Consider the following 25,047-nt stretch of genomic DNA (forward strand, 5'->3'; position numbering starts at 1 on the left):
TGAATCAGTCCGCAGTGCTGTGCGTTGCCGGCGTGCCGCGACGACGCTTGATCGCCATGCGCCCGCCCAGCAATGCCTTGCGTTGTTCGTTCAGGCGCGCATCGGCGCGGCGCTGCACCTCGGTGGCCAGGTCCAGCAATTGGCTGACCGTCAGCTCGTCAGCGCGCAACAACGCTTGCAGCACCGCCTCGATTTGTTCGAACAGGCTTTCCAGCGTGCTCGGCAAGTACTGCCCGGCGGGTGTTTCGAAACTCAGGTGAATGTGTTCGGCCTCGTTGTAGAACGCAGCGACCATGCCGATCTCGGCGGCTTGCCGGCCCGACGGGAAATCCTCGACCAGCAAACCGTCCATGGACGGCAAGCGACCGACGCCTTCCTGATAGATCAACTTGATGTCGAACAACGGCGAACGCCCGGCCCGACGCGGCAGACGCAACGCTTCCACCAATCGCTCGAACGGCAGGTCCTGATGGTCCGAAGCCTCCAGAACCGCACGGCGACAGGCGTGCAACAGTTGCCCGGCAGCCTCGTCAGCATTCACATCCACTTGCAGCACTAATTGGTTAACGAAGAAGCCGACCATTTGTTCAAGCTCAACTTGATTTCGGTTGGCGATATCGGTGCCGATGCGCACGCGACTGACCTCCGTGCGCTGGCGCAACACCAGGGTGAAGCCGGCCAATAGCACCATGAACAGCGACAATCCACGCTGTTGGGCGAAGTCGCGCAACTGCTGGCTCAACGTCGCATTCAAGGTGAAATGTTGGCTGGCGCCTTCCTGCGCCTGACGCTGATCGCCGTCGCCCGGCAGCTCCAATACCGTTTGCGGTTGGCCAAGGCGCGCGACCCAGTAATCGAGCTGACGTTGCAGCTCGCCGCCCTGCTCCAGCCACTGGCGCTGCCATTTGGCGAAGTCGGCGTATTGCACGGCGTGTTCCGGCAACTGCGCAACGCCGCCCTGATTGAACGTCGGATACAGCGTCACGAATTCATTGATCAGAATCCGGAACGACCAGTCATCCGCAGCGATGTGGTGCACCGTCAGCAGCAACACATGCTCCTGATCCGCGACCTGCAACACCCGCACCCGCAGCAGCGGCCCATTACGCAGATCGAACGGCTGGGCGACTTCCTCACGGGCCAGTTGCGCGGCTTCGACGTCCGGCGCCGGCAAATGCCGCAGGTCGCTGGCGACGAAGTTCAACGGCAGTTCGGCGTGTACCCGCTGCCAGGCCTGGCCGTCTTCCTCATGGAACGTGGTGCGCAACACGGCGTGGCGTTGCACCAGGGTCTCGAACGTCTGCTGCAGTGCCGACAGGTTCAATTCGCCCCGCAACCGCAAGGCGCCCGGCATGTTGTACATCGAGCTGTCCGGTTCCAGATTCCACAGGAACCACAACCGCTGCTGGGCAAAGGACAACGGCTGGCGGTCGCCGGAGTGGTCCGCCACCAGTGCCGGGCGTTCACAGGCATTGGCGGCGTGCCGCAGAGCGTGCACCTGAGCGGCGAAATCCTCCAGGCGCGGATGTTCGAACAGACTGCGCAAACTCACCGACAGGCCCAGACGCTGGCGAATCTGCGACACGATCTGCGTGGCCAGCAACGAATGACCGCCCAACTCGAAGAAGCTGTTTTCGCGATCGACACGGGCAACCTGCAACACCTGCTGCCAGATCTGCGCCAGTTCAATCTCCAGCTCACCTTGCGGCGCGGTGCCGGCCACCGCGTCCCAAACCTCTGGCGCCGGCAGCGCGGCGCGGTCGAGTTTGCCGTTGCGGTTGAGCGGCAACGCGTTCATCACCACCAGTTGCGCCGGCAGCATGTACTCCGGCAGACGCTCGCCCAAGGCCTGGCGCACGGTTTCGGTGAGTTGACGCGAATCGGCATTCGGCAACACCGGCACGACGTAACCGATCAGTTGCTTGCCACCGACGCCTTCGTGCACCAGCACCGCCGCTTCGCTGATCATCGGCAAGCCTTGCAGGTGCGCTTCCAGTTCGCCCAGCTCGACGCGGAAACCGCGAATTTTCACCTGGTGATCGATGCGTCCCAGGTATTCCAGCGCACCGTCTTCGCGATAGCGCGCCAGATCGCCGCTGCGGTACAGACGTGCGCCCGGCGTGGTGGAAAACGGATCGGCGATGAAACGCTCGGCGCTCAGCCCCGGACGCTGGTGATAGTGCTGGGCAATGCCGGCGTCACCGCCGATGCACAACTCGCCCACGCAACCGATTGGCAACAGATGACCTTCGCTGTCCAGCACGTACAACGCCCGACCGGGCAAGGCGCGGCCAATCGGCACGCCGAGCAGGTTTTGCGTGTCGGCCAAAGTGCACAGGTGCGTGCTGGAGACCACCGTGGCTTCGGTCGGCCCGTAGGTGTTGAGCAAGCGCACGTCGCCGAGGCCGGCGGCATGCCAGAGTTTCAGGCCTTCCAGCGACATGGCTTCGCCACCGACGTGGACCTGACGCAGCCGACCTTTGTCACGCTGAGGTTGAGCGGCCCATTCCTGGGCCAGCAAGTACCAATAGGCTGCCGGCAAATCCGCCAGGGTCACGCCCTGTTCGATGATCTGCCGGTACAAGGTGTCGGTGTCCCACAACTCATCGCCGCGCAACACCAGCGCCGCGCCCACGCAGAGCGGCGGGTAGCACTGCTCGACAAAGCCGTCGAAGCTGAACGTGGCGAATTGCAGCACGCGGTCGTCGGCGCTGAGTTGCGAATAGTCCGCCGCAATCCCGCAAAACTCGCGCAGCGCGGCGTGGGCCAGGCACACGCCTTTCGGCCGGCCAGTGGAGCCGGAGGTGTAAATCAGGTACGCGAGGTCTTCGGCACAGGCGAGGTTGACCGGGTTGGCCGTGGAATAGCCGGCCATTGATGCACTGGTCAGCGTCAGACGCGGCAAGCCTTCGGGCAGCGCGACATCGGCCAGCAGCTCCGGTTGCGCCAGCAGCAGGTCCATCCCGCTGTCTTCGATCATGTAGGCCAGGCGTTCGGCCGGGTAGTCCGGGTCCAGCGGCACATAACCGGCACCGGACTTGAGGATCGCCATGAGGCTGACGATCATCTGCGCATTGCGCCGCACCGACAGGCCGACTCGTTGTCCCGGCGCCACACCGTGCTCGCGCAGGCGATGGGCGAGCTGGTTGGCCTCGGCGTTGAGCTGTGCATAAGTCAGTCGTTCGTTGCCGACGATCACAGCCCAGGCATCGGGGGTACGTGCGGCCTGTTGCTCGAAACGTTGATGCGCCAGCAATGGACTGTCCAGCAGCGGCGCGGCGGGACGCGAGCCCAGCAACGCCTGGGCTTTTTGCCTGGCGTCCAGGAGGCTGACAGTCCCCAGAATCTGTTGCGGCTGCGCAACGAACTGCTCCAGCACATGCAGCAGGTTCGCGCCCAGCCGCTCGATCTGCACGGCGCTGAACAAAGCCTGATCGAAACTGAATTCCAGACGCAGGCTGGCGCCGACTTCGATGCCGAGAGTCAGCGGGTAGCTGGTGATTTCGTGATTGTGCAATGCGCCGAAGGTCAGTCCCGCCGGTGCGCCTTGCTTCAGCGCTTCGGCCACCGGGAAGTTTTCAAACACCAGCAAGCTGTCGAACAGCGCGTTGCCCTGCTGCCCGGCCCAACCCTGGATGTCGTAGAGCGGCACATGCTCGAACTCGCGCAGGCTCAGGTTCAACGCTTGCAGCTCATTGAGCCATTGGCTGAGTGGCTGAGTGGACGACGGCGCAGTAATGATCGGCAGAGTGTTGATGAACAGACCCAACTGTTGCTCGATACCCGGCAACGGTCCGGAGCGCCCGGCAATCGTCGCGCCGAATGCCACGCACGCTTGACCGGTGTAGCGCTGCAACAGCAGACCCCACGCGCCCTGCAACAAGGTATTGAGGGTGATTTTCTGCTGTCGGGCGAACTCCGCCAGGCGCTGCATGGCGGCGCTTTCCAGTGTCAGGTGATGCTCGCCCATGCCACGCCCGTCGACCGGTGCCGGCAAGGCGTGCGCCAGCAGCGTCGGGGTTTCGAGGTCGGTCAGCGCCTGCTTCCAGAAGTGCTCGCCCGCCGCCAGTGGTTGCTGCTGAATCCAGCCCAGATAGTCGCGGTATTGCCCCAAGGGTTTGGCCAGTGTTTGCCCGGCGTAATGCTGAATCACCTCACCGAGCAACTGCGCGTTGCTCCAACCGTCCATGAGGATGTGATGACTGGTGTAAATCAGGTGCCAGGCGTCGCTGCTTTGGCGTACCAGCATCAGGCGCAACAGCGGCGCGGCGCTGAGTTCGAAACCACGGCTGCGCTCTTCGGCGGCCAGCGCATCGAGGTCGATATCGACGGCCTCGATCACCTGCAATTGCAGGTCGATCTGGCGATGGATCACCTGATGCGCAGATTCCAGACCCAACCAATGGAAGCTGCTGCGCAAAATGTCGTGACGATTGATCGCCGCTTGCCACGCTCGACCGAAGGCTGCCAGTTCCAGCCCCTGAATATCCAGGCGCAGTTGGTTGATGTAGGCCTCGGCCTGCGGCTCATACAAAGTGTGGAACAGCATGCCCTGCTGCATCGGCGTCAGCGGATAAATGTCCTCGATGGCCGCTGCCGCGACCGGCAACGCGTCCAGTTGCGCCTGGTTGATCCGCGCCAGCGGAAAGTCCGACGGCGTGACCTGCCCCGCCGGTGTGGCGCAGCAGTGTTCGATCAGCGCGGTGAGTTCTTCGGTGTAGGCAGCGGCCAGTCGCTGGACGGTGCTGTCGGCGAACATGTCGCGGCTGAAGCTCCATTGCAGCGAGAGTTGGCCGCCATAGACCTGGCTTTCCAGGGTCAGCCAGTTGGCCAGCGGCGCATCGTCACCCTGGGCTTGACCGCCGCTTTCCGCTGCCGGCACGAACAGCGCGTCTTCATCGAATTGGCGGTCGAACTGGCCGAGGTAGTTGAAGGTGATCCGTGGCGCCGGCAACCCTTGCAGGGACTCACGCTGGGCCGGCTCGCCGAGGTAGCGCAGCAAGCCATAACCCAGCCCTTTTTCGGGGATGGCGCGCAGTTGCTCCTTGATCGCCTTGATCGTATTCGCCGTGTCGGCCTGAGGTCGCAGGCGAACCGGGAACAGGCTGGTGAACCAGCCCACGGTGCGTGTCAGGTCGAGGTCGTCGAACAGGTCTTCACGGCCATGGCCTTCGAGCTGGATCAGCGTCGAGTGATGCCCGGTCCAACGGCAGATCACCCGCGCCAGCGCCGTCAGCAGCAAGTCATTGACCTGGGTGCGATAGGCCGCCGGGGCTGTTTGCAGCAACTGCCGCGTCAACCCGGCGTCGAGCTTCGATTCGATTTTGTGGCCGTGGCGATGCTGCAAGCTACCCAGCGGGTTTTCACAGGGCAGGTCGCGGGCATCGGCGTGTTGCGCCTGCCAGTACGGCAGTTGCTGATCCAGCGTGGGGGCATGTTCTTGCAGGTGTTTGGCCCAGTGTTGATAGGCGCTGGTTTTGTCGGGCAACGTTGCGGCGCCGCCAACCGCCAGTTGCCCATAGGCCTGCTGCAAGTCTTCGAGCAGCACCCGCCAGGACACGCCGTCCACCGCCAAATGGTGGATCGCCAGCAACAGACGTTGCGTGCCGTCGTCGAGGCTGACCAGCAGCCCGCGCAGCAACGGCCCGTCCGCCAGATCAAGGCTGCGTTGCGCTTCGTCGCACAGGGCCGACAACGCCTCGGTTGAAGCGGCGTGCCGCTGCCACAATCCGGCCGTTTCGACCGGCGATCCGTGGCGCTGCTGCCAGCCTTCGGCACTCTTGGTGAAACGCAGGCGCAAGGCATCGTGATGGTTGATCACCGCAACCAGCGCGGCTTCCAGTGCTTGAGGGTTCAGCGCCTCGCGCGGCGTCAGCAGCAAGGACTGGTTCCAGTGTTGCGGCTGCGCGATGGCGTGCTCAAAAAAGTAATGTTGCGCCGGGGTCAGCACCACCTCGCCGCTGACCGGCCCTTGGTCAATGGAGCTGCGGTTATCGAACGCCGCCACCATCGCGAGGCTGCGCACGGTCTGGTATTGAAACAGGTCGCGGGGGCTGAGGCGGATGCCGGCCTGACGGGCGCGGCTGACCACTTGAATGGAGATAATCGAGTCACCGCCCAGTTCGAAGAAGTTGTCTTCGAGGCCCACGCGTTTCAGGCCCAGGACGTCCTGCCAGATCTGCGCCAGCGCCGTCTGCATGGCATCTTGCGGGGCGACGAACGCTTGTTGCGGCGCCGCGTCCGGTTGCGGCAGGGCCTTGCGATCCAGTTTTCCGTTGGCGGTCACCGGCAAGGCATCGAGCGGCATCAGGTAGGTCGGCACCATGTATTCCGGCAAGCTACTCAGCAGCCAGGCCTTGAGGGTTTCAGGCCACTGCGCCTCGACGCTTTCCAGCACCAGATACGCCACCAGATGCTTGCCGCCCTGCACCAGGACCACGGACTCGCGCACCAGCGGATGCTGCATCAGGCGGGTTTCGATTTCCCCCAACTCGATGCGCAGGCCGCGCAGTTTCACTTGATGGTCGAGACGGCCGAGGTATTCAATCACCCCGTCGGCGCGCTGGCGCACGCGGTCGCCGGTGCGGTACAGGCGTGCGCCGTCATGGAACGGACAAGGCACAAAGCGCTCCGCCGTCAGCCCCGGACGACGGTGATAACTGCGCGCAAGACCCGCGCCGCCCAGGTACAACTCGCCCGCCACGCCCGCCGGCACCGGCAGCAACTGCGCGTCCAGCACGTGGGTGCGCAGGTTGGCAATCGGCCGGCCGATGGGCACGCTGTCGGCGCCTTCATCAACACAGGTCCAATGGGTCACGTCAATGGCCGCTTCGGTCGGCCCGTACAAGTTGTACAACCCGGCGCCCGGCAACTTGGCGAACACCTGAAGCTGGGCATCCAGCGGCAAGGCTTCACCACTGCACACGATGCGTTTGAGGCGGGTGCAGGTTTCAACGCCCGGCTCGTGGATAAACGCCTGAAGCATCGATGGCACAAAGTGCAAGGTGCTGATGCCGAACGCGCCGATGAGGCGGATCAACCGCGCCGGTTCGCGGTGCGCGCCCGGCGGCGCCACCACCAGACGGGCGCCGGTCATCAGCGGCCAGAAAAACTCCCAGACCGACACGTCGAAACTGAACGGGGTTTTCTGCAACACCGAGTCGCTGCCGTCCAGCCCGTACGCCTGTTGCATCCAGCACAAACGATTGACCAGCGCCGCATGGCTGTTGCCGGCGCCCTTGGGTTTGCCGGTGGAGCCGGAGGTGTAAATCACGTAGGCCAGATTCAGCGGATTCACCGACACCTGCGGGCAGGTTTCGCTGTAACCGTCCAGCCAGTCCTCGTCCTGATCCAGTGCGAGGACCTTGATGCCCTCGGTCGGCAGCGTGTCAACCGGAGCGCTTTGGGTCAGCAACACGCCAATCGCACTGTCTTCGATCATGTAGGCCAGGCGCTCCGCCGGGTATTCCGGATCGAGCGGCACATAGGCGCCGCCAGCCTTGAGAATTGCCAGCAGGCCGATGACCATTTCCAGCGAACGCTCGACGGCGATCCCCACCAGCACATCGGGGCCAACACCCAGCTCGCGCAGGTAATGAGCCAATTGATTGGTGCGCGCATCGAGCTGTGCATAAGTCAGCTGACGGTCGCCAAACACCAGCGCCGGCGCTTCGGGCGTGCGCAAGGCCTGGGCGTGAATCAACTCATGAACGCATTGCTCGACGGGATAAATTTCGGCGGTATGGTTCCAGTCGTGCACCAGCACCTGCTGTTCATCCGCCGCCAGCATCGGCAGCTCGCCGACCCGCTGATTCGAATCGACCACCATCGCCTGCAACAGGCGCGTCCAGTGTTGCGCCATACGCGCGATAGTCGGCGCCTCGAACAGGTCGCTGGCGTAGGTCAGCGCAGCGTGCAGCTTGCCGCCCTTTTCGTAGGTGTCGAGGGTCAGGTCGAACTGCGTGGTGCGCCCTTCCCACTCGATCGCGCCGAGTACCAGGCCGGAGGCGGTGCTGATGCTGGACATGTCCGCGACCTGCGGCTGATGGTTGTACATCACCTGGAACAGCGGCGTGTGGCTGAGGCTGCGCTCCAGTTTCAGCGCTTCGACCAGACGCTCGAACGGCAGGTCCTGATGGGCCTGGGCGCCGAGGGCCGTTTCCTTGATGGCGCGCAGCAAATCGTCGACGCGGGTGTGGCCATCGAGCTGGGTGCGCAGCACTTGGGTGTTGACGAAGAAGCCGATCAGGCCTTCGATTTCCGCACGGTTGCGGTTGGCAATCGGCACGCCGACACGGATGTCGGTCTGCCCGGTGTAGCGATGCAGCAGCGCGTTGAACGCACCGAGCAACAGCATGAACAGGGTGATGTTGTGTTTCTGCGCGGTGGCACGCAGTTGCTCGGCCAGTTGCGGGTCGACGGCAAATTCGTAGCGCGTGCCGCGATAGCTTGGCATCGCCGGGCGCGAGTGGTCGGTGGGCAACTCCAGCACCGGGTGTTCGTCGCCGAGTTGCGCCTGCCAGTAATCCAGTTGGCGCGCCTGCTCACCCGCCTCCAGCCAGCGGCGTTGCCACAACGCGTAGTCGCTGTACTGGATCGGCAATGGTGGAAGTTGCGGTTGTACACCGGCCTCGAAGGCGTCGTAGCAGCGGATGAATTCATCGATCAGCACGTTCATCGACCAGCCGTCAGAAACGATGTGGTGCAGGGTCAGCAGCAGGACGTGTTCCTGTTCGGCGAGCTTGAGCAAGGTCACGCGCAGCAACGGGCCGACGGACAGATCGAAGGGCACCACTGATTGCTGCTCTGCCGTTTCGGCGACGGCGCGTTCGCGCTCAGTGGCGGGCAATGCGCTGAAATCCACGTGCTTGATGACCAGCGGTGCGCTGGCCGGTACTTGGCGCAAGGTGTCGTCGGCCTGGCGCTGGAACACTGTGCGCAAGGTTTCATGACGCTCCACGAGGCTGACGAAGGCCTGCTCCAGCGCTGGCAGGTTCAGCGTTCCAGTCAAACGCACCGCGCCCGGCAGGTTGTACGCGCCACTGTGCGCGTCCAGTTGCCAGAGAAACCACATGCGTTGCTGGGCGAACGACAGCGCCTGACGATCCTCGGCCTCGACACCGGCAGGAATCGGGAACCGGGCGAAATCAATGCCTTCCTTTTGCAAGGCCGCAAGGAACATCTGGCGCTTTTCCAGGGGCAACCCGATAAACCGGCGAGCAAGTTTCAAGGAGTCTTCAGCATTCATTTCTAAGCATCCGGATCAGTGGCGGGAAGCACAAAGGCACGTCGTCCCTATAAAACGAATGCAGACCGGAAAAATTAGCGAATGAGAATAAGTGTCAGGATGGAGGTAGATCGTGGTCTGTGGGCCACAGAAAATCCTTGTGGGAGCGAGCCTGCTCGCTCCCACAAGGATAGGGGTGATATTGAGATTGAGTCAGGCGCTGGCGGCCATGGCGTGTCGGCGATGGTGAACGTCCAACTGATCCTTGATCACCCGCAACACCTTGGCTTCGTGCTCATGGATGAAGAAGTGACCACCGGCCAGCATGTCCACAGAAAAGCTGCCGTGGGTTTCCTTGCTCCAGCCAATCAGTTGCTCCGTGGTGGCGCGATCGGCCTTGCCGCCGAGCACGTGCACCGGGCATTTCAGCAACGGGCGCTGGATCGGTTCGAAACGGCCGCACAGCAGGAAGTCTGCGCGCAGGATCGGCAGCGTCAGGCTCATCAGTTCTTCGTTGGCCAGCACTTCTTCGCGGGTGCCATTGAGAGTGCGCAGTTGCTCGATCAGTTCGGCATCGGTTTTCGGATCGGCGAAACCCTGGTCGTAATCAGCCCGCATCGTCGGCGCGGCCGTGCCCGAGGCAAACAGCGCCACTGGCTCCGGGCAACCCAGCGAACGCAAGGCATGGGCCATTTCGCAGGCCAGCAATGCGCCAAGACTGTGGCCAAACAGCGCGTACGGCGCCTTGAGCGTGGCTTTCTGTTCCTGGGCGAGTTGCAGGGCCAGGCGCCGCATGTCGGTGTGCAAGGGCTCGCCGAACCGCGCGCCGCGCCCCGGCAGTTCCACCGGTTGCAGCTTGAGCCACTCCGGCAGTTTGCGCCGCCAGCGGCTGTAGACCATGGCGCTCGCGCCTGAATAGGGCAGGCACAGCAATGTCAGCTGGGTCACCGGGCTTACCTCGAAAAGTTGTCTGTAAAGAGAACGGATGAGGGCCGAAGGGAATTAGTACAAAGCCTCCCTGTAGGAGCCGGCTTGCCGGCGCCTACAGGTAAAGCATTATTTCAGATGGCGATAAGTGGGGATTGCTGACCCGAGCACGACGGCGCCAGCGGCGATGGCCACCCAGAACCCGCTGCGCGCCCCGAACGCATCCACCAGCCAACCCGAACTGGCCGCACCAACCGCCACGCCAATGCTCAATCCGGTGACCAGCCAGGTCAGGCCTTCGGTGAGTTTGGCCGGCGGCACGATTCGCTCCACCAACGCCATCGCCACAATCAGCGTCGGCGCAAAAAACAGTCCGGCAACGAACACCGCCAGTGACAACCCGAGAATGTTGCTCGCCAGCAGCAACGGCAACGTAGTCACCGCCGTCGCCACCCCGCCGTACAGAAACAGTCGTGGCAACGGCACTTTCGAGCGCAGTGCCCCGAACGCCAGCCCGGCCAGACAGGAGCCGATCGCGTATACCGACAGCACAATACTCGCCGCCGCCGGTTGGCCCTGCTGCTGCGCGAACGCCACGCTGACCACATCGACCACGCCGACGATGGTGCCCATGGCCAGCATCAACAGCATCAGCAACTGAATCTCGCTGGAACGAATGATCGAGCCCTGATGGTGTTCTTCATGGGGATGAATCGCCGGTTCCGTGTCCCGTTGCAGGACAAACGCGGTGACGCCAATCGCCAGCATCAACAACGCCGCCAACGGCCCGGCCTCGGGGAACGCCACCACACACAAACCTACCGACAACGGTGGGCCGACAATAAAGCAGACCTCGTCGAGCACCGATTCCAGGGCGTACGCGGTTTGCAATTGCGGCTGGCCGCGATAAACCTCGGTCCAGCGCGCCCGCACCATCGCCGACATGCTCGGCATGCAACCGGCCAGCGCCGCGAACACAAACAGCGTCCAGTTCGGCGCCTGCAAACGCGTGCACAGCAACACCAGCAACAGCGCGCCGCCACCGATCAGCGCCGACACCGGCAAGATCCGGCGCTGCCCGAACCGGTCGACAAGACGCGAAACCTGCGGCGCGCAAAATGCCGTGGCCAACGCAAACGTCGCCGCCACCGCACCGGCCAGTCCGTAGCCGCCTTGCAGTTGCGAGAGCATGGTGATCAGGCCGATGCCGGTCATGGAAATCGGCATGCGCGCGATCATCCCGGCCAGCACAAAGGCTCCGCTGCCCGGGGCTTTGAACAGTTCGCGGTAGGGGTTGGCCATGGTTCGGCTCTCGAAAAGGGACTGCAAGTTGCCACAAGGCTGAGCGAGGGGAAAGCGGCTAATTGTTGGTTGAATGTGAAGGCCCCTTTTCTTTCACCAAATGAACTCTGCACCACCCAAATCAGTCACCTGATTAAGCCCTCGTCTCAAGGCGCCAACCTTCATGCAGATTTCCTTCGACCTCATCGCCCCCCTGTTCATCGACGGCGGCATGAGCCTCTATCCGGAGTTTCGCGGCAATGGCTGATCATCAAGAACGACAAAGCGCCATCGACGCCCACGGCATCATTGGCGACATGCGCAGCGCCGCACTGGTCAACGACAAGGGCAGCGTGGATTTTTTCTGCTGGCCGGAATTCGACAGCCCGTCGATTTTCTGTTCGCTGCTGGATACCCCCGAGGCCGGCATTTTCCAACTGGCGCCGGACCTGCCCGACGCCCGCCGCGAGCAAATCTACCTGCCCGACACCAACGTGTTGCAAACCCGCTGGCTCAGCGAACGTGCGGTGGTCGAAGTCACCGATTTGTTGCCGATAGGTGACAGCGAAGATGATCTGTCGGTGCTGATACGCCGTGTTCGGGTGGTCAGCGGCCAGGCGACGTTTCACATGCGCTGCGCCGTGCGGCATGACTATGCTCGCGCCAAAACCCGCGCGCGACTGGACGAAAAGGACGTGGCCTTCGAGGCCGCCGATCAGCCGTCCATGCGCCTGTCTTCGGATCAAGTGTTGCGTGTCGAGGGCGACGCGGCGTTAGCCGAATTTACGTTGGAACAGGGCCAGGGCGCGCAATTTCTGCTGGGCGGTTTCGACGATCCTCGTTTCAAGGAAGGGGCCGCAGACTTGTGCATGGAGCGCACCTTAAAGTTCTGGCGCGACTGGACCGGCCAGTCCAACTACCGCGGTCGCTGGCGGGAAATGGTCAACCGCTCGGCCCTGGCGCTGAAGTTGCTGACCTCGCGCAAACACGGCGCGATCCTCGCCGCCGCCACGTTCGGCTTGCCGGAAACGCCGGGCGGCGAACGCAACTGGGATTATCGCTACACCTGGATCCGCGATGCCTCATTCACCGTCTATGCCTTCATGCGCCTGGGGTTCGTCGAGGAAGCCAACGCCTACATGAGTTGGCTGCGCGGACGGGTCAGCGATTGCCACGGCAAACCGATGAAACTCAACATCCTCTACGCCATCGACGGTCGCCAGGAGCTGCCGGAAAGCGAACTCTCGCACCTGTCAGGCCATGGCGGCGCCACGCCGGTGCGCATCGGCAATCAGGCTTACGACCAGATCCAGCTCGACATCTTCGGCGAACTGATGGATGCGGTGTACCTGGTCAACAAATACGGCGACGCCATCTCCCATGAAGGCTGGAAGCACGCGTCGGAAGTGGTCGATCAAGTCTGTGAAACCTGGCAGCAAAAAGACGTCGGCATTTGGGAAATGCGCGGCGAGCAGCATCATTTTCTGCATTCTCGATTGATGTGCTGGGTCGCGCTGGACCGGGCGATCCGCCTCGCCTCGAAACACTCCCTACCCGCCCCGTTTGCCCGTTGGGACCAGACCCGTCAGGCGATCTACGTCGACATCTGGGAAAACTTCTGGAACGAAGAACGCGGGCATTTCGTCCAGCACATCGGCGGCACTGCGCTGGATGGCTCGATGCTACTGATGCCACTGGTTCGCTTCGTCAGCGCCAAGGATCCGCGCTGGCTCGCGACACTCGAAGCCATTCAGAAAACCCTGGTACGCGACGGTATGGTCTATCGCTACCGCAACGAAGAAACGCGGATCGACGGCCTCGACGGCACCGAAGGCGCGTTCGCCGCGTGTTCGTTCTGGTACGTCGAATGCCTGGCCCGGGCCGGTCAGGTGGAAAAGGCGCACCTGGAGTTTGAACAACTGCTGCGGTACGCCAATCCGCTGGGGTTGTACGCCGAAGAGTTCGACAGCCATGCGCGGCATCTGGGCAATACGCCGCAAGCGCTGACGCACCTGGCGCTGATCAGCGCGGCGAGTTTTCTGGACCGGAAGTTGAGTGGAGAGAAAAATGTCTGGCAGCCCTGAGCCTGCTTAGGCACTCGGGCTCTGTCGGCCACGGTCCTACAAGCACTCAACAAAACCGCGCGCCTCCCACCCGGAAATCGTTTGTTGCCACCCATTACATCCCCCACTTAACATCCCCTTCAACGGGTACAGCGGAGCTGTCCAACAAAACCCGAATTCAAGGAACCCGAATGAGCCAGCGCATCCACCGCAGCATCGACACCCCACTCCGATCCGGCCTGAACCGCGATGAACTGTGGGAAGGCCCCGACAAAGGCCTGATCAAATGCTGGGAAATCGGCCGCCAGCGCGCCACCCGTTTTCCCGAAATGGCCCAACAATGCAGGGCCGGTGAACTGCCGGTGCTGGGTTGGAAAGGCGGTGTCAGCCGCAGCCTGAAGAAACTCGAAAAGTACGGATCGCTCAAATACCTTGCTCAATGGCAGGGTTTGCGCGGGGAAGATCTGGAGGTTGACCTGGATGAAGAACGCGCATTGACGTGCTCGCGGACCGGAATGGTGGTGACGTTTACGCCGGATCGGGCGAAGTATTTCAATCAGGTAGTGGAAACCGAGGCTTAATCTGCCTCGGAACTCACCGAAAACCGCTCGCGATAGGCTTGCGGCGTCACGCCCATGGCCCGCAGGAAACTGCGCCGCAGCGTCTCTTCGCTGCCGAACCCACAGTGCACCGCGACCCGTTTGATCGGTACGCCGGTATCGCTGAGTAACCGCCGCGCCGTCTCGACCCGAATCAGTTCGATGGCCCGCGCGGGCGTCTGGCCGGTGTCGGCGCGGTAGTGGCGGACAAAGCTGCGTTCGCTCATGCCCGCCTGTAGCGCCAGGGTGGGAATGCCCAGATCCAGGGTGAGGTGTTCGCTGATCCAGGCATGAAGGTCATCGAATCGGCTGCCTTCCTTTTGCAATGACAGGGTCACGCTGAACTGCGACTGACCGCCCGGACGTTTGAGAAAAACCACCAACTGCTGCGCCACTTCCAGCGCCATGTTGCGCCCCAGGTCTTCTTCGACCATGGCCAGCGCGAGGTCGATGCCGGCGGTGACGCCAGCCGATGTCCAGACCGGGCCGTCATTGATGAAGATCGGATTGGGTTCGACCTGTAAACGCGGGTGTTTTTGCGCCAACTGCTCGCAACGGGTCCAATGAGTGACCACCCGCCGGCCATCGAGCCAGCCGCTGGCCGCCAGTAAAAACGCCCCGATGCACACCGATGACACCCGCCGGCATCCCGCCCCATGCTCACGCACCCATGCCACCAGGGCCGCATCCTCCGCCGCCGCGTAAACGCCCCAGCCGCCGGCAATGATCAATGTGTCGCTGCTTTGCTCGGGTAACGGTTCGGCCAACAGCGCCAAGCCCGCTGACGACATCACCGCCCCGCCGCCGCGGGCAATCACTGTCGGCGCATAAGGCGGTGGCAAGCCTTTCTGGCGGGCAATATCGTTGGCAGAGGCGAACACCTGCAGTGGCCCGGTAACATCGAGCAGTTGCACGTTGGCGAATGCGAGCACATCAATAGACTTGGGCATGTTTGGCGTAATTCGTGGGGTAATTGGCGTATGCGCCAAATCCTACGAGCCTAGAGTGAAGCCGTCCACCCACTTCACGAGAAAAACACCATGACGTTGCAGATCGGTTTTCTGTTGTTCCCGCAGGTTCAGCAACTGGACCTGACCGGCCCATACGACGTGCTGGCCTCGCTGCCGGACGTGAAGGTGCATCTGATCTGGAAGGACCTGATGCCCGTCACCGCGAGCACCGGGCTGGTGCTGAAACCCACCGTCACCTTCGACGATTGTCCGGCGCTGGATGTGATCTGCATTCCCGGCGGCAGCGGTGTCGGGCCGTTGATGGAAGATGACGAAACGTTAGCGTTCATCAAGGCCCAGGCGGCCCATGCGCGGTATGTCACTTCGGTGTGCACGGGAGCGCTGGTGCTAGGCGCTGCGGGCCTGCTCAAGGGTAAACGCGCGACCACTCACTGGGCGTATCACGAATTGCTCGCGCCGTTGGGTGCAATCCCGGTGAAGGATCGGGTGGTGCGCGATGGCAACCTGTTGACCGGTGGCGGGATCACCGCGGGCATCGATTTCGCGCTGACATTGGCCGCTGAATTGTTCGATAAGGACACGGCACAACTGGTGCAGTTGCAGCTGGAATATGCGCCGGCGCCGCCGTTTGCTTCGGGCTGTCCTGAGACTGCGCCGGTCAGCGTGCTGGAGGATGCGCAGAAACGGGCTGCCGGGTCGTTGAAATTGCGCTCGGAAATCACCGAGCGTGTGGCGGCGAAGCTCGATCAGGTAGCAGTACGCTGATCCATTCCTCGGTGAAGCCAAAGTCTGGCTTCACCGAGGACTTTCCATCGCCCACAAAAAAACCCGCCTAAGCGGGTTTCTCAAGACCATTTCGACATCCTGTCAGCAGCCATCCAGGCCTATGGTCGATCATCCGTGATCCTGAGTGCATCCTGCGACTCAGTTGATGAATCCAGATTAACTGCATTGTTCATGCGTAAACAGACGACATACCCGCGCTCTGGTGTAAGCCATTGACCATTTTGTCGAACTCATCCGCCAAAGCCCTTTCGACAGACGAAAAAAAACCCGCCGAAGCGGGTTTTTCCCAAGACCATGTCGACTCCCTGTCGATAGCGTTCCTTGCTGATGGCCGATCATCCATGATCCCGAAGCACTTCCTGTGTTCCGGTTGATGAGGCTAGATTACGCATCGGATCCAATCTGCAACAGGCGACATAGTTACCAATGCGTGTAAGACATTCGCTATACCACCCCTTCCGAAAACCCTTAGACGCGTCAGGTGTCGAGCCTGGAAGCCACGAGTTTCGGGGCCCGCAGACCATTACTCTTACTGATGCTCGCGAGCCTTGGTGTTGATCTTCAGAAATTCTTCGATGTTGTTCATCTGCTCATCCCAACCACGGCTGTCCATGCGGAACGCCTTGAGCCGCCGCGTCTGGGGAATATGATCGAAGCCGGACTCGGTAACCCTGAGCAAGGTGCCGTTATCCATGTCTTCAAGCTCGAAGAGCACCAGCGTGGTGGGCTCCTGGGAGTAGTCGACTTCCGGCTCGACGGCATACGGGTGCCAGCGAAACGAAAACACCCGCTCCGGCTCGACTCGCTCCACCAGGACATTCCACAGCAAGTGCTCATAACCGGGGTAAGTAATCTGCCCCTGAGTCCATTCGCCGGCGACAAAACGCTTGCCTTCCAGTGCCACGCCAAACCACTGCCCGAACGCTTCAGCGTTGGCCAGCACACGCCAGACCTGCGAGCGCGGCGCTTTAAGCAGGATCTTCCTTTCGATGCGATCTGATGCTGGGTTCATAAGTCACCTCCTGTACTGAACAGTAGGCCTGTAAGACCACAAGACCAACCTTAAAGTTGTATCAATCGGGTTTCTCAATCAACCCTGCCTGAAATATTCGGCCTCACATCCGCGCCAAAGTTCGGGGTTGAGAACGTGAGAAGTGAAACAGGCGCAAGGACATCCAAGCGTGCGCTGATCACTTACTAAGGGCTTCCAGCGCCACCGCAAGCGAATAAGCCTTCGCTACACTGCACCTCATCTTTTCTGTCACAGCGAGAATCCCCATGTACCCACGCGTGCTCCTGGCGCTGACGCCATTGCTGTTCACCACCGTTGCCCATGCCGCCGATTGCGACAACGCCACCGACCAGGCCACGATGAATCAATGCGCGGCGCAGCAGAACAAAGCAGCGGACAAGGAGTTGAATGCGCTTTACCAGCAGATCACCGAGCGCTTGAAAGGCAGTCCCGACAGCAAGAAGCTGTTGGTTGGCGCGCAGCGGGCGTGGATCGGGTTTCGGGATGCCGAGTGCAAGTTCTCCGCGTCCGGGGTTGAGGGTGGAAGTGTCTATCCGTTGATCTACAGCAATTGCATCACGGACCTGACCAAGGCGCGGGTTGAGGCTTTCAAGATTTACTTGAAGTGTCAGGAGGGGGATTTGAGTTGCCCGGTGCCTGGGCAGTAAATTCTCTAGCGTTTTCGATGGCCTCTTCGCGAGCAAGCCCGCCCCCACATTCGACCGAGTTCTTCCAGAAAGAACGCGATTAAATGTGGGAGCGGGCTTGCCCGCGATGGCGTCAGCTCAGACGCCGCAAATTACCGGACAAATATCTGCGCCGTGGTAATCGCCATATCCCCACCCGGCAGTTTGATGCTGCCGATCTGTTTCATGCTCTCGGGATCGAAAATCGCCACGTCATTAAACGTCCCGGCGAGGTAGATCTTGCTGCCCTCCTTGTTGAAGGAAATGCAGTAGTAGGAATGATCCAGCGTCGCCGCCTGCAGCATTTTCTTTTCCTTGATGTCGTACTTCGCCAGGCGATTGAGCACGCCAAACATCAAGTTCGGGTCCTTCGGCGAGCGCATGCCGCTGAAGTAGATTTCCGTCAAAGGGCCGAAGTCGGTGGTTTCGGTCTTGCCGGTTTTCAGGTCGATGCTGAACAGCCCGTAGAGGTACTCGGCGGTGGCGGGGTCCTGTTTCTTGTCCTTGAACTTCGCCGCGGTGTAGAGCAGCGAAAAGTCATGGCGATAGGTCTGCTGGTTCCACACGTAGAGCACGTCCGGTGCGCTGTAGTTGGCCCGCTTCCAGTGACGGCTGGGGATCAGTACATCGAACTTGCCGGTTTTCACATCAACCTTGTAGACATCCGCCCCGGCCACGTACAGCGTGCCGTCGTCGCCACTCTGCATGATGGTCAGCTGCCGTGGCGCCGGGAAGCTGCGCACGGGTTTGGCGTCCATGCCTGCGTCAGTGGCGTAGACATCCAGGCGCGGCTGCTGCACTTCGTAGCGGTCATTGAGCATCAACGTCGGGTTGGCGATGGCAAACAGTTCCTTGCCGTCATGACTGAGGGTGAAGGCGAACATCGACTTAGCTTTCTCCCCCGGCTTCTGGGTGATGCTGGCGTGGAACACCTGCTTGCAGCTGTCCAGTTCGACGCCGTAGACATCGGCGTAGTGGTTGTTCAGCACATAAGCGGTCTTGCGGTCCGGCGACAACTGAACGGTGCCCGGACCGAAGGCGTCCGGCATCTTGCAGGTCTTGAACAAGGTGTCCGTGGCCAGGTCGAGCACGTGCAGGTTGTTCGGGTAATTAGTGGTCACCATGTACTCGTGACCGTCTTGCAGTGCCGTGTTTTCATCGGCCAGAACACTGAGCGAACAGCCGCTCAGGAGGGCGAAAGCGGCCAGGCCGCAGGCTTTGATGCTGTGCATGCTGGAATCCTTCTTCTTATCTGATCACTTGTCTTTAGGGAAGACAGTGCCAAGGTTGCGCCAATTGTCGTTGGACGCCTGGGCATCCTTGTTCCAGTCCGGGTAGGTGCTCATCATGTCGGGCACCTGGGCTGGCCACCAGCAAGGGTCGGAACAGCCATAAAGGTCAGCTTCCATCGGCTGGCACAGCGACGACACACCGCCAAACGCATCGATCTCCCAACCCGGGTCGGTGGTCGAGGCGCAGCCCGCGACGGAGCTCATCGCCACCACTTCTTCGATACGGTTTTCGGCCGCGGCCTCATCGAGTTTCAACGCTTTATTATTGATTGCCTTGAGATGTTTCATATCAGTGAGCCTTGCGCGGAGTGATGTAGCTGCTGATAAACGCAGGGTTGTTGGCCATGATCCGGGTGTAGACCTCGATGCCGAAGTCGACCCAGTCACGCATCAGTTCGCAATAGTGATAGGTCGGGTGGGTCGGGTCGCCGTAACGGGCGTAGCTCTCGTGGTAGCAGCCGCCGGAGCAGAGGTTACGGATCTGGCAGTCCTCGCACCCGGTGTTGGTGCGGTCCAGGCGCTGGGACAGGAAGTCGTTCAACTCAACCTGTTTCACACCGCTGTGCACGTTGCCGAATGTCGGCAGCGATGAGCCGGTAAAGCGATGGCACAGGTTCAGCTCGCCCTTGTGATCCACCGCCAGCATCTTCAGGCCCGCGCCGCAGGGCAGGGCTTTTTTGTGGCCTTCGTGGATGTCGGTGATCAACTGGTGCAGGTTGGAGAACCCAATGTTGCGATGCTCCAGCGCCGCTTCCAGATAACGCCGGCCAAGCCTCTTCATGCTGGCGAAGACTTCGATCAACTCGTCGCTGGTCAGGTTGAAGGTGCTGATGTCGCCGGAGGTCACCGGGGCAAAGCCGACTTCGGCAAACCCCAGTTCATTGAACAGGTGATCCCAGATGGTTTCGACGTCGGTGACGCCGGTGGTCAAGGTCACGCGAGCGCCAACCGGACGGCTGTTGTAGCGCGACAGCAGCATCTCGGCCTTGCGCCGCACCACGTCGTACGTGCCCTGCCCGCCCACGGTGATGCGGTTGCGATCGTGCACGGTTTTCGGCCCGTCGATACTGACCGAGAGCCCGAAGCGATGGGCGTTGAGGTAGTCCACGGTGTCTTCGGTGAGCAGCGTCGCGTTGGTGGTCATGACGAACTCGACGAACTTGCCCGCCTCGCGGAAACGCTTCTCGCAATAGTCGACCATGTATTCGATCAGCTTGCGGTTGCTCAGCGGTTCGCCGCCGAAAAACACCACGGTGAAACGTTCCTCATCCGGGGATTCACGCAGCAGCATTTCCACTGATGCAATAGCCGTTTCGACATCCATTTTCTTGCCGGCCGACGGCTTGTCGAGGTCTTCCTTGTAGCAGTAGGTGCAGCTCAAGTTGCAGCCGGTGTTGACGTTGAGCACCACGGTATTGATCGCGGTGCGCTCGACCCGTTTGGTGCCGATGTCCGGCGTCAGCGGCGAGCCGTCGCTGACCAGTTCCAGGGACATCAGCTCACGCAGGGTCTCGGTGATTTCCTCGCCGTTGAAGCGTGAAGACAGTCGCTGGATCAGGTCGTCCGACGAGCAGCCGGGACCGCGCAACGTATCGATGATGGTGCCCGTCAGCTCATCGCTGGCGAACAGCGAACTGCTGGGAATGTGAAACAGCATGCGGTCGGCATCGACGTGCACTTCGTGCAGGTTCCGCTCAACCAGATTCAAAATAGCGCCCATTGCAACCTCCTGTGCACACCCCGTTTTACGGGGCCTGCGGTCATTCCGAAAAAAGTGTCTGAAGACTCGGGTTTCAGCCAACTCACGGAATGGGTGGATTGTTCCAGCGTTGCACGGTGACGATCATGTGGCCTTCGCCGGTCAGGGATTTCCCTGCGTCGTCGACGGCGGCGATCACCTTCAGGTTGCCGGCATTGTTGGTGGACATTTTGCGTTGCGGGTTCGGCCCGGCATCGCCCGGGGTGAACACGCCGCTGTCGGCCTGCATGGTGCCGGCGAACTTGACGTCTTCATCTTCCTTGGCGCGGTCGTCGAAGGCTTCGACCGACCACTGTGCCGGGAACACACCGATGCGATACGGCTTGCCGTCAACACCCTTGCCCCAGGCTTCCGCGTCGAAACGGCCCTGGACTTTCGGTGTCGAACCACCGCCCTCGCCGATCCGCGCCACCGAGAACTCGGGCACGACTTTGACTTCGGCAATTTTGCTGTAGACCGACAGGGTCGGGCCTTTCAGCGTGCCGACGGTGACGTTGCGCAGGCCCGGCTGGGCATTGGCGGCGGCCTTGAGTCTGACCTTGATACGATCTGCGTTTTGCTCGACAACCTCGACCACTTCCACGCCTTTGCCGAAGTTCGGTTTGCCGCTAAGACCGCTGCCGATCAGGGTCACTTCGGTCTCGACGCCAGCCTTCAGATAACCCGGCTGCACCGCCAGCAAACGACTGCTGCCCTGCTTGGCGGCGACGAAGTCCAGACCGCGTTCATCGTGCTCGGCCTCGAACATCCGCCCCTGCATGGCAGTGCCCTGGGCGGCGAACACCTGACGCATGGTCACGCCGTCGATGGTCACGTTGCCGCGCCATTCGTAGCCGGTGTACAGAATCGCGCTGCCGTCGCCATTGAACGGCGTGCCGTCGGCGTATTGGCCTTTGACGCTGACCTTGAACGTGTCGTCGCCAGCGGCGCCGACGCTCATCACCCCGGCCAGTTCACCTTTGCCCGGCAAGTGGCCACTGAAGCTCCAGTCACCGACAAACGACTCGGCTTTCGGTGCTGCGCTCAGCCATTTTTTCCAGGCCGGGTTGTCCAGCGGATAACGCTTGGCCAACAGTGGCACCATTTCTTTTCGAGCCAGATCGAACCAGTCACGGTCGCGAGACAGGGCCTGGTATTCCAGCGATGGCCATTGACCGAGGTGGAAGTTCACCAGACGCTCCCATTCCTGGGCCGGACGCCGTTGCAGGGCGACCCGCGCACCGGAGTGACAGCGGCCGCACATCTGGCTGGTCTGGTCGTCGAATTTCTCAACGGTATTGAGTCGGCGCTCCAGCGCGTAACGTACCCCATCGGTTTCGCTCGGCGCCAGGCCTTGGGTGTCGGCCAGGTATTTGACCAGGGTGCGGCGGTCGTCATCGCTGATCTGCAAACCGTGCATGATCTGCATCCGGGCGATGCTCATCAGCCAGCCTTCCGGGGTTTTGCGCTGGTGGCTGATGCGGCTCAGGGCATTATCGGCTTCAGGGGTGTGGCAGCCCTGACAGGTTTCCTTGAGGATGGTCTGGGCGTCGCGGGCTGCCAGGCTATACGGCGAATGCAGCGCCACACAGGCGGCCACGGCCAGCAGACTGGCGCTCAGGCCTGATCGGAGTTTTCTCTTCATCAACGTCGAACCTCGCACGGTGCTTTCTTATTTTTGTGGCTTATCGTTTTTATGGTTTCTGCCGCCGGCGGCGCACCGCAGACGGAGGCAAGAGAAACGTCTGCGATGAGCAATACACGGAGCGTGCCAGCTTGCCGATTAGCTTTTTAATCAAGCGGTTGCGTGAAGTTGACCACTGTTGACCCTGCCTGATCGAGAGCGCCTGCGTCTAATATCGCGACAGTTGTTGCAGTCTGAGACAAGCATAGATGCCTCCGGCCAAACGTGACTCACCGAGCCTGGCGAACCGGGTCAGCACTCAAGTTCCCCCCCGGCCCGTCGATAACCTGCGTACACAAACGTTAAGGGAATGACGACATGGCAATTTCTTTAAACTCTGCCTTGATACAGCCATCGGCCGCTCAGCTCAGCCAGTCCAGCCAACCCCTGACAGCGAAAACGCTGAGTGAAGAGCAGCAGAAAACGACGGTAAACATCAATCCGGCGGCGATTTATCATCCAAGCGATGAAGCGCCTGCCACCAGTCCGACCGTCGAATCGATCGAGACCTGGATCGGCCGATCCCGCTCACCTGACTTCCCTCAGGTTGCCGAACGGCACCAAAACGCGCATCAATCGCTGAAATCCTCTTTTGAAGAGTTCCAGTCTGCGCTGGCCCACGCCTATCCGGATCTCGCCGACAAAAAATTTGGCTTCACCATTCAAGCGGATGGAAGCCTCAAGGCCCTCAACACTTCAGGCGCGCTCAGTTCTTCCGATATGAATCGGCTGAACAATTTGCTGAATGCCTCCAGTTCGCTCAAATCGGCAGCGAGCAGTTACCGCGACGCCTCCATCGAGCTGGTGGCCGCCGACTCCGTATGGGGGGGCAGCTACATGGGCGGGTACAACCTGAACAAGGAGAACTTCGCCAACACCATCGATCTGGGTGCCCTGTTCTTGAAGAAAGGCTCGACGCCAAACGCTGAAACCCTGAACGGCTTCTTCTCTTCTCAGTTGTGGAGCAAAGGCGAACGGATGACGCAAGAGATGGAAGTGCAGATGCTGACCGAGCGCAACGCCAAGAAGATCGACGAAACAGTCTGATTGCAGACAGCTCAGCGTATCGCCCGAATCAGCCCGGGCCTCTTCTTCGGCCGGGGCTGAAAAAACCGTCTCTGGAATCTCAGGCACCGTCGCGATTTGCGACAACGTGGCAGAACCGGGCGGCCGCGGATTTGATCCCGCGCCCGCCGCCAAAGGGCTATCAGGCCCTTGCGGACAGTTGGCACAGCCATTGCGAAAGCCTCGTTCTCACGAACAACAAGAGGCCTCGCCATGACGCTCCCTTACCTGCTTCCCGCCACCTCGGCGTTCATCCAGCGCGCCCCGCGCATGCTTATCGGCGGCGACTGGGTCGAGGCTGCCGACGGCCAGACCATGCCCCTGCACAACCCGGCCACCGGTGAAGTGCTGTGTGTGGTGCCGCGGGCCACGCCCGAAGACGTTGACCGTGCGGTGCTCGCGGCGCGTCAGGCGTTCGATGATTCCGCCTGGACCCGCACCCGCCCCCGCGAGCGGCAGAACCTGCTGTGGAAACTCGCCGAGCTGATGGCGCGCGACGCCGAACTGCTGGCGCAACTGGAGTGCCTGAACAACGGTAAAAGCGCGGCGGTGGCCCAGGTGATGGACGTGCAGCTGTCGATCGACTTCCTGCGCTACATGGCCGGTTGGGCGACCAAAATCGAAGGCTCCAGCGTGGAAGTGTCGTTGCCGCTGATGCCAAACGATCAGTTCCACAGTTTCATTCGTCGCGAAGCGGTGGGCGTGGTCGGCGCCATCGTCGCCTGGAACTTCCCGCTGCTGCTGGCCTGCTGGAAACTCGGCCCGGCTCTGGCCACCGGTTGCACCGTGGTGCTCAAACCCGCCGATGAAACCCCGCTGACCGCCTTGAAACTCGCCGAACTGGTGCTTGAAGCCGGTTACCCCGAGGGCGTGTTCAACGTGGTCACCGGCACCGGCATCACCGCCGGTTCGGCGCTGACCCACAACCCGCTGGTGGACAAGCTGACCTTCACCGGCTCCACCGCCGTCGGCAAGCAGATCGGCAAGATCGCCATGGACTCCATGACCCGCGTCACCCTGGAGCTGGGCGGAAAATCGCCGACCATCGTCATGGCCGACGCCGACCTGAAGACCGCCGCAGCAGGCGCTGCCAGTGCGATTTTCTTCAATCAGGGTCAGGTCTGTTGTGCCGGCTCGCGGCTGTATGTGCAGCGCAAGCATTTCGACAATGTGGTGGCGGACATCGCCGACATTGCCAACGCCATGAAGCTCGGTAACGGGCTGGACCCGAGCGTGGAGATGGGGCCACTGATCTCGGCGCGTCAGCAGGAGCGCGTATACGGGTACATCGAAAAGGGCCGGGAAAGTGGCGCGACCATCGCGTGCGGCGGTGAGCAATTCGGGCCGGGATTTTTCGTCAAACCGACGGTGATCGTCGATGTCGATCAGAAGCATTCGCTGGTGCAGGAGGAGATCTTCGGGCCTGTGCTGGTCGCCATTCCGTTCGACGATGAGGCCGATGCGTTGCGCATGGCCAATGACAGTCCCTACGGGCTTGGCGCGAGCATCTGGTCGAATGACCTGGCGGCGGTGCACCGGATGATTCCGCGGATCAAGTCGGGTTCGGTGTGGGTCAATTGCCACAGTGCGCTTGATCCGGCGTTGCCGTTTGGCGGGTACAAGATGTCGGGGGTTGGGCGCGAGATGGGGTATGCGGCGATCGAGCATTACACGGAGTTGAAGTCGGTGTTGATCAAGTTGTAGTAGCGGCGCCCTC

Annotated in this window: 15 protein-coding genes; 6 read left to right on the plus strand and 9 right to left on the minus strand. The window is 61.5% G+C overall.

The window, feature by feature from the left end; all coding sequences use genetic code 11:
• Positions 1 to 4: 4 nt before the first annotated feature.
• The 3 genes from Q7W83_RS17555 to Q7W83_RS17565 all read right to left on the minus strand — a co-directional run bounded on the left by Q7W83_RS17555 (position 5) and on the right by Q7W83_RS17565 (position 11,455).
• On the minus strand, positions 5 to 9,247 hold the full coding sequence (locus Q7W83_RS17555; protein WP_473656404.1) for an amino acid adenylation domain-containing protein: 9,243 nt from the start codon (positions 9,245 to 9,247) through the stop codon (positions 5 to 7).
• Between the two features lie 192 nt (positions 9,248 to 9,439).
• Positions 9,440 to 10,174 carry a thioesterase II family protein gene (locus Q7W83_RS17560; RefSeq protein ID WP_458377179.1) on the minus strand — a complete coding sequence of 245 codons (735 nt, stop codon included), beginning with the start codon at positions 10,172 to 10,174 and terminating at the stop codon, positions 9,440 to 9,442.
• 108 nt (positions 10,175 to 10,282) lie between these two features.
• The gene (locus Q7W83_RS17565; RefSeq protein ID WP_150633783.1) at positions 10,283 to 11,455 is read right to left on the minus strand and encodes an MFS transporter; all 1,173 of its coding nucleotides are present in this window, start codon (positions 11,453 to 11,455) and stop codon (positions 10,283 to 10,285) included.
• A gap of 239 nt (positions 11,456 to 11,694) precedes the next feature.
• Between Q7W83_RS17565 and Q7W83_RS17570 the strand changes: the two genes are divergently transcribed.
• On the plus strand, positions 11,695 to 13,518 hold the full coding sequence (locus Q7W83_RS17570) for a glycoside hydrolase family 15 protein (protein WP_473656405.1): 1,824 nt from the start codon (positions 11,695 to 11,697) through the stop codon (positions 13,516 to 13,518).
• A gap of 170 nt (positions 13,519 to 13,688) precedes the next feature.
• Positions 13,689 to 14,078: a hypothetical protein gene (locus tag Q7W83_RS17575; protein WP_150633781.1), complete on the plus strand. Its 390-nt coding sequence runs from the start codon at positions 13,689 to 13,691 to the stop codon at positions 14,076 to 14,078.
• On the opposite strand, the gene Q7W83_RS17580 is transcribed toward Q7W83_RS17575, so the two are convergent.
• A complete protein-coding gene (locus Q7W83_RS17580) occupies positions 14,075 to 15,046 on the minus strand; it encodes a GlxA family transcriptional regulator (protein ID WP_473656406.1) in 972 nt (323 codons plus the stop codon). The genes Q7W83_RS17575 and Q7W83_RS17580 overlap by 4 nt on opposite strands.
• A 90-nt stretch (positions 15,047 to 15,136) precedes the next feature.
• Here Q7W83_RS17580 and inhA point away from each other — a divergent pair, with 90 nt between their 5' ends.
• A complete protein-coding gene (inhA, locus tag Q7W83_RS17585; RefSeq protein WP_150637593.1) occupies positions 15,137 to 15,832 on the plus strand; it encodes an isonitrile hydratase in 696 nt (231 codons plus the stop codon).
• Between the two features lie 550 nt (positions 15,833 to 16,382).
• On the opposite strand, the gene Q7W83_RS17590 is transcribed toward inhA, so the two are convergent.
• Positions 16,383 to 16,865: an SRPBCC family protein gene (locus Q7W83_RS17590; RefSeq protein ID WP_473656407.1), complete on the minus strand. Its 483-nt coding sequence runs from the start codon at positions 16,863 to 16,865 to the stop codon at positions 16,383 to 16,385.
• Positions 16,866 to 17,131: 266 nt separating this feature from the next.
• Here Q7W83_RS17590 and Q7W83_RS17595 point away from each other — a divergent pair, with 266 nt between their 5' ends.
• Positions 17,132 to 17,533: a lysozyme inhibitor LprI family protein gene (locus tag Q7W83_RS17595; protein ID WP_150633777.1), complete on the plus strand. Its 402-nt coding sequence runs from the start codon at positions 17,132 to 17,134 to the stop codon at positions 17,531 to 17,533.
• Between the two features lie 131 nt (positions 17,534 to 17,664).
• On the opposite strand, the gene peaD is transcribed toward Q7W83_RS17595, so the two are convergent.
• From peaD to peaA, 4 genes are all read right to left on the minus strand, one after another.
• Positions 17,665 to 18,783 (minus strand): quinohemoprotein amine dehydrogenase subunit beta, encoded by a 1,119-nt coding sequence (gene peaD / locus Q7W83_RS17600; protein ID WP_473656408.1) that lies wholly within the window; start codon positions 18,781 to 18,783, stop codon positions 17,665 to 17,667.
• A gap of 24 nt (positions 18,784 to 18,807) precedes the next feature.
• The gene (qhpC, locus tag Q7W83_RS17605) at positions 18,808 to 19,131 is read right to left on the minus strand and encodes a quinohemoprotein amine dehydrogenase subunit gamma (RefSeq protein WP_008027961.1); all 324 of its coding nucleotides are present in this window, start codon (positions 19,129 to 19,131) and stop codon (positions 18,808 to 18,810) included.
• A gap of 1 nt (position 19,132) precedes the next feature.
• Positions 19,133 to 20,563 (minus strand): quinohemoprotein amine dehydrogenase maturation protein, encoded by a 1,431-nt coding sequence (peaB, locus tag Q7W83_RS17610; protein ID WP_150633775.1) that lies wholly within the window; start codon positions 20,561 to 20,563, stop codon positions 19,133 to 19,135.
• Between the two features lie 82 nt (positions 20,564 to 20,645).
• Entirely contained in the window at positions 20,646 to 22,226 is a 1,581-nt protein-coding gene (gene peaA / locus Q7W83_RS17615) for a quinohemoprotein amine dehydrogenase subunit alpha (RefSeq protein WP_473656409.1), read from the minus strand.
• Between the two features lie 357 nt (positions 22,227 to 22,583).
• Between peaA and Q7W83_RS17620 the strand changes: the two genes are divergently transcribed.
• The gene (locus Q7W83_RS17620) at positions 22,584 to 23,312 is read left to right on the plus strand and encodes a hypothetical protein (protein WP_150633773.1); all 729 of its coding nucleotides are present in this window, start codon (positions 22,584 to 22,586) and stop codon (positions 23,310 to 23,312) included.
• A gap of 231 nt (positions 23,313 to 23,543) precedes the next feature.
• Positions 23,544 to 25,034, plus strand: a complete 1,491-nt coding sequence (locus Q7W83_RS17625) for an aldehyde dehydrogenase family protein (protein WP_150637604.1) — start codon at positions 23,544 to 23,546, stop codon at positions 25,032 to 25,034.
• The last annotated feature ends 13 nt before the right edge of the window (positions 25,035 to 25,047 follow it).

Source organism: Pseudomonas sp. 300 (assembly GCF_055803035.1).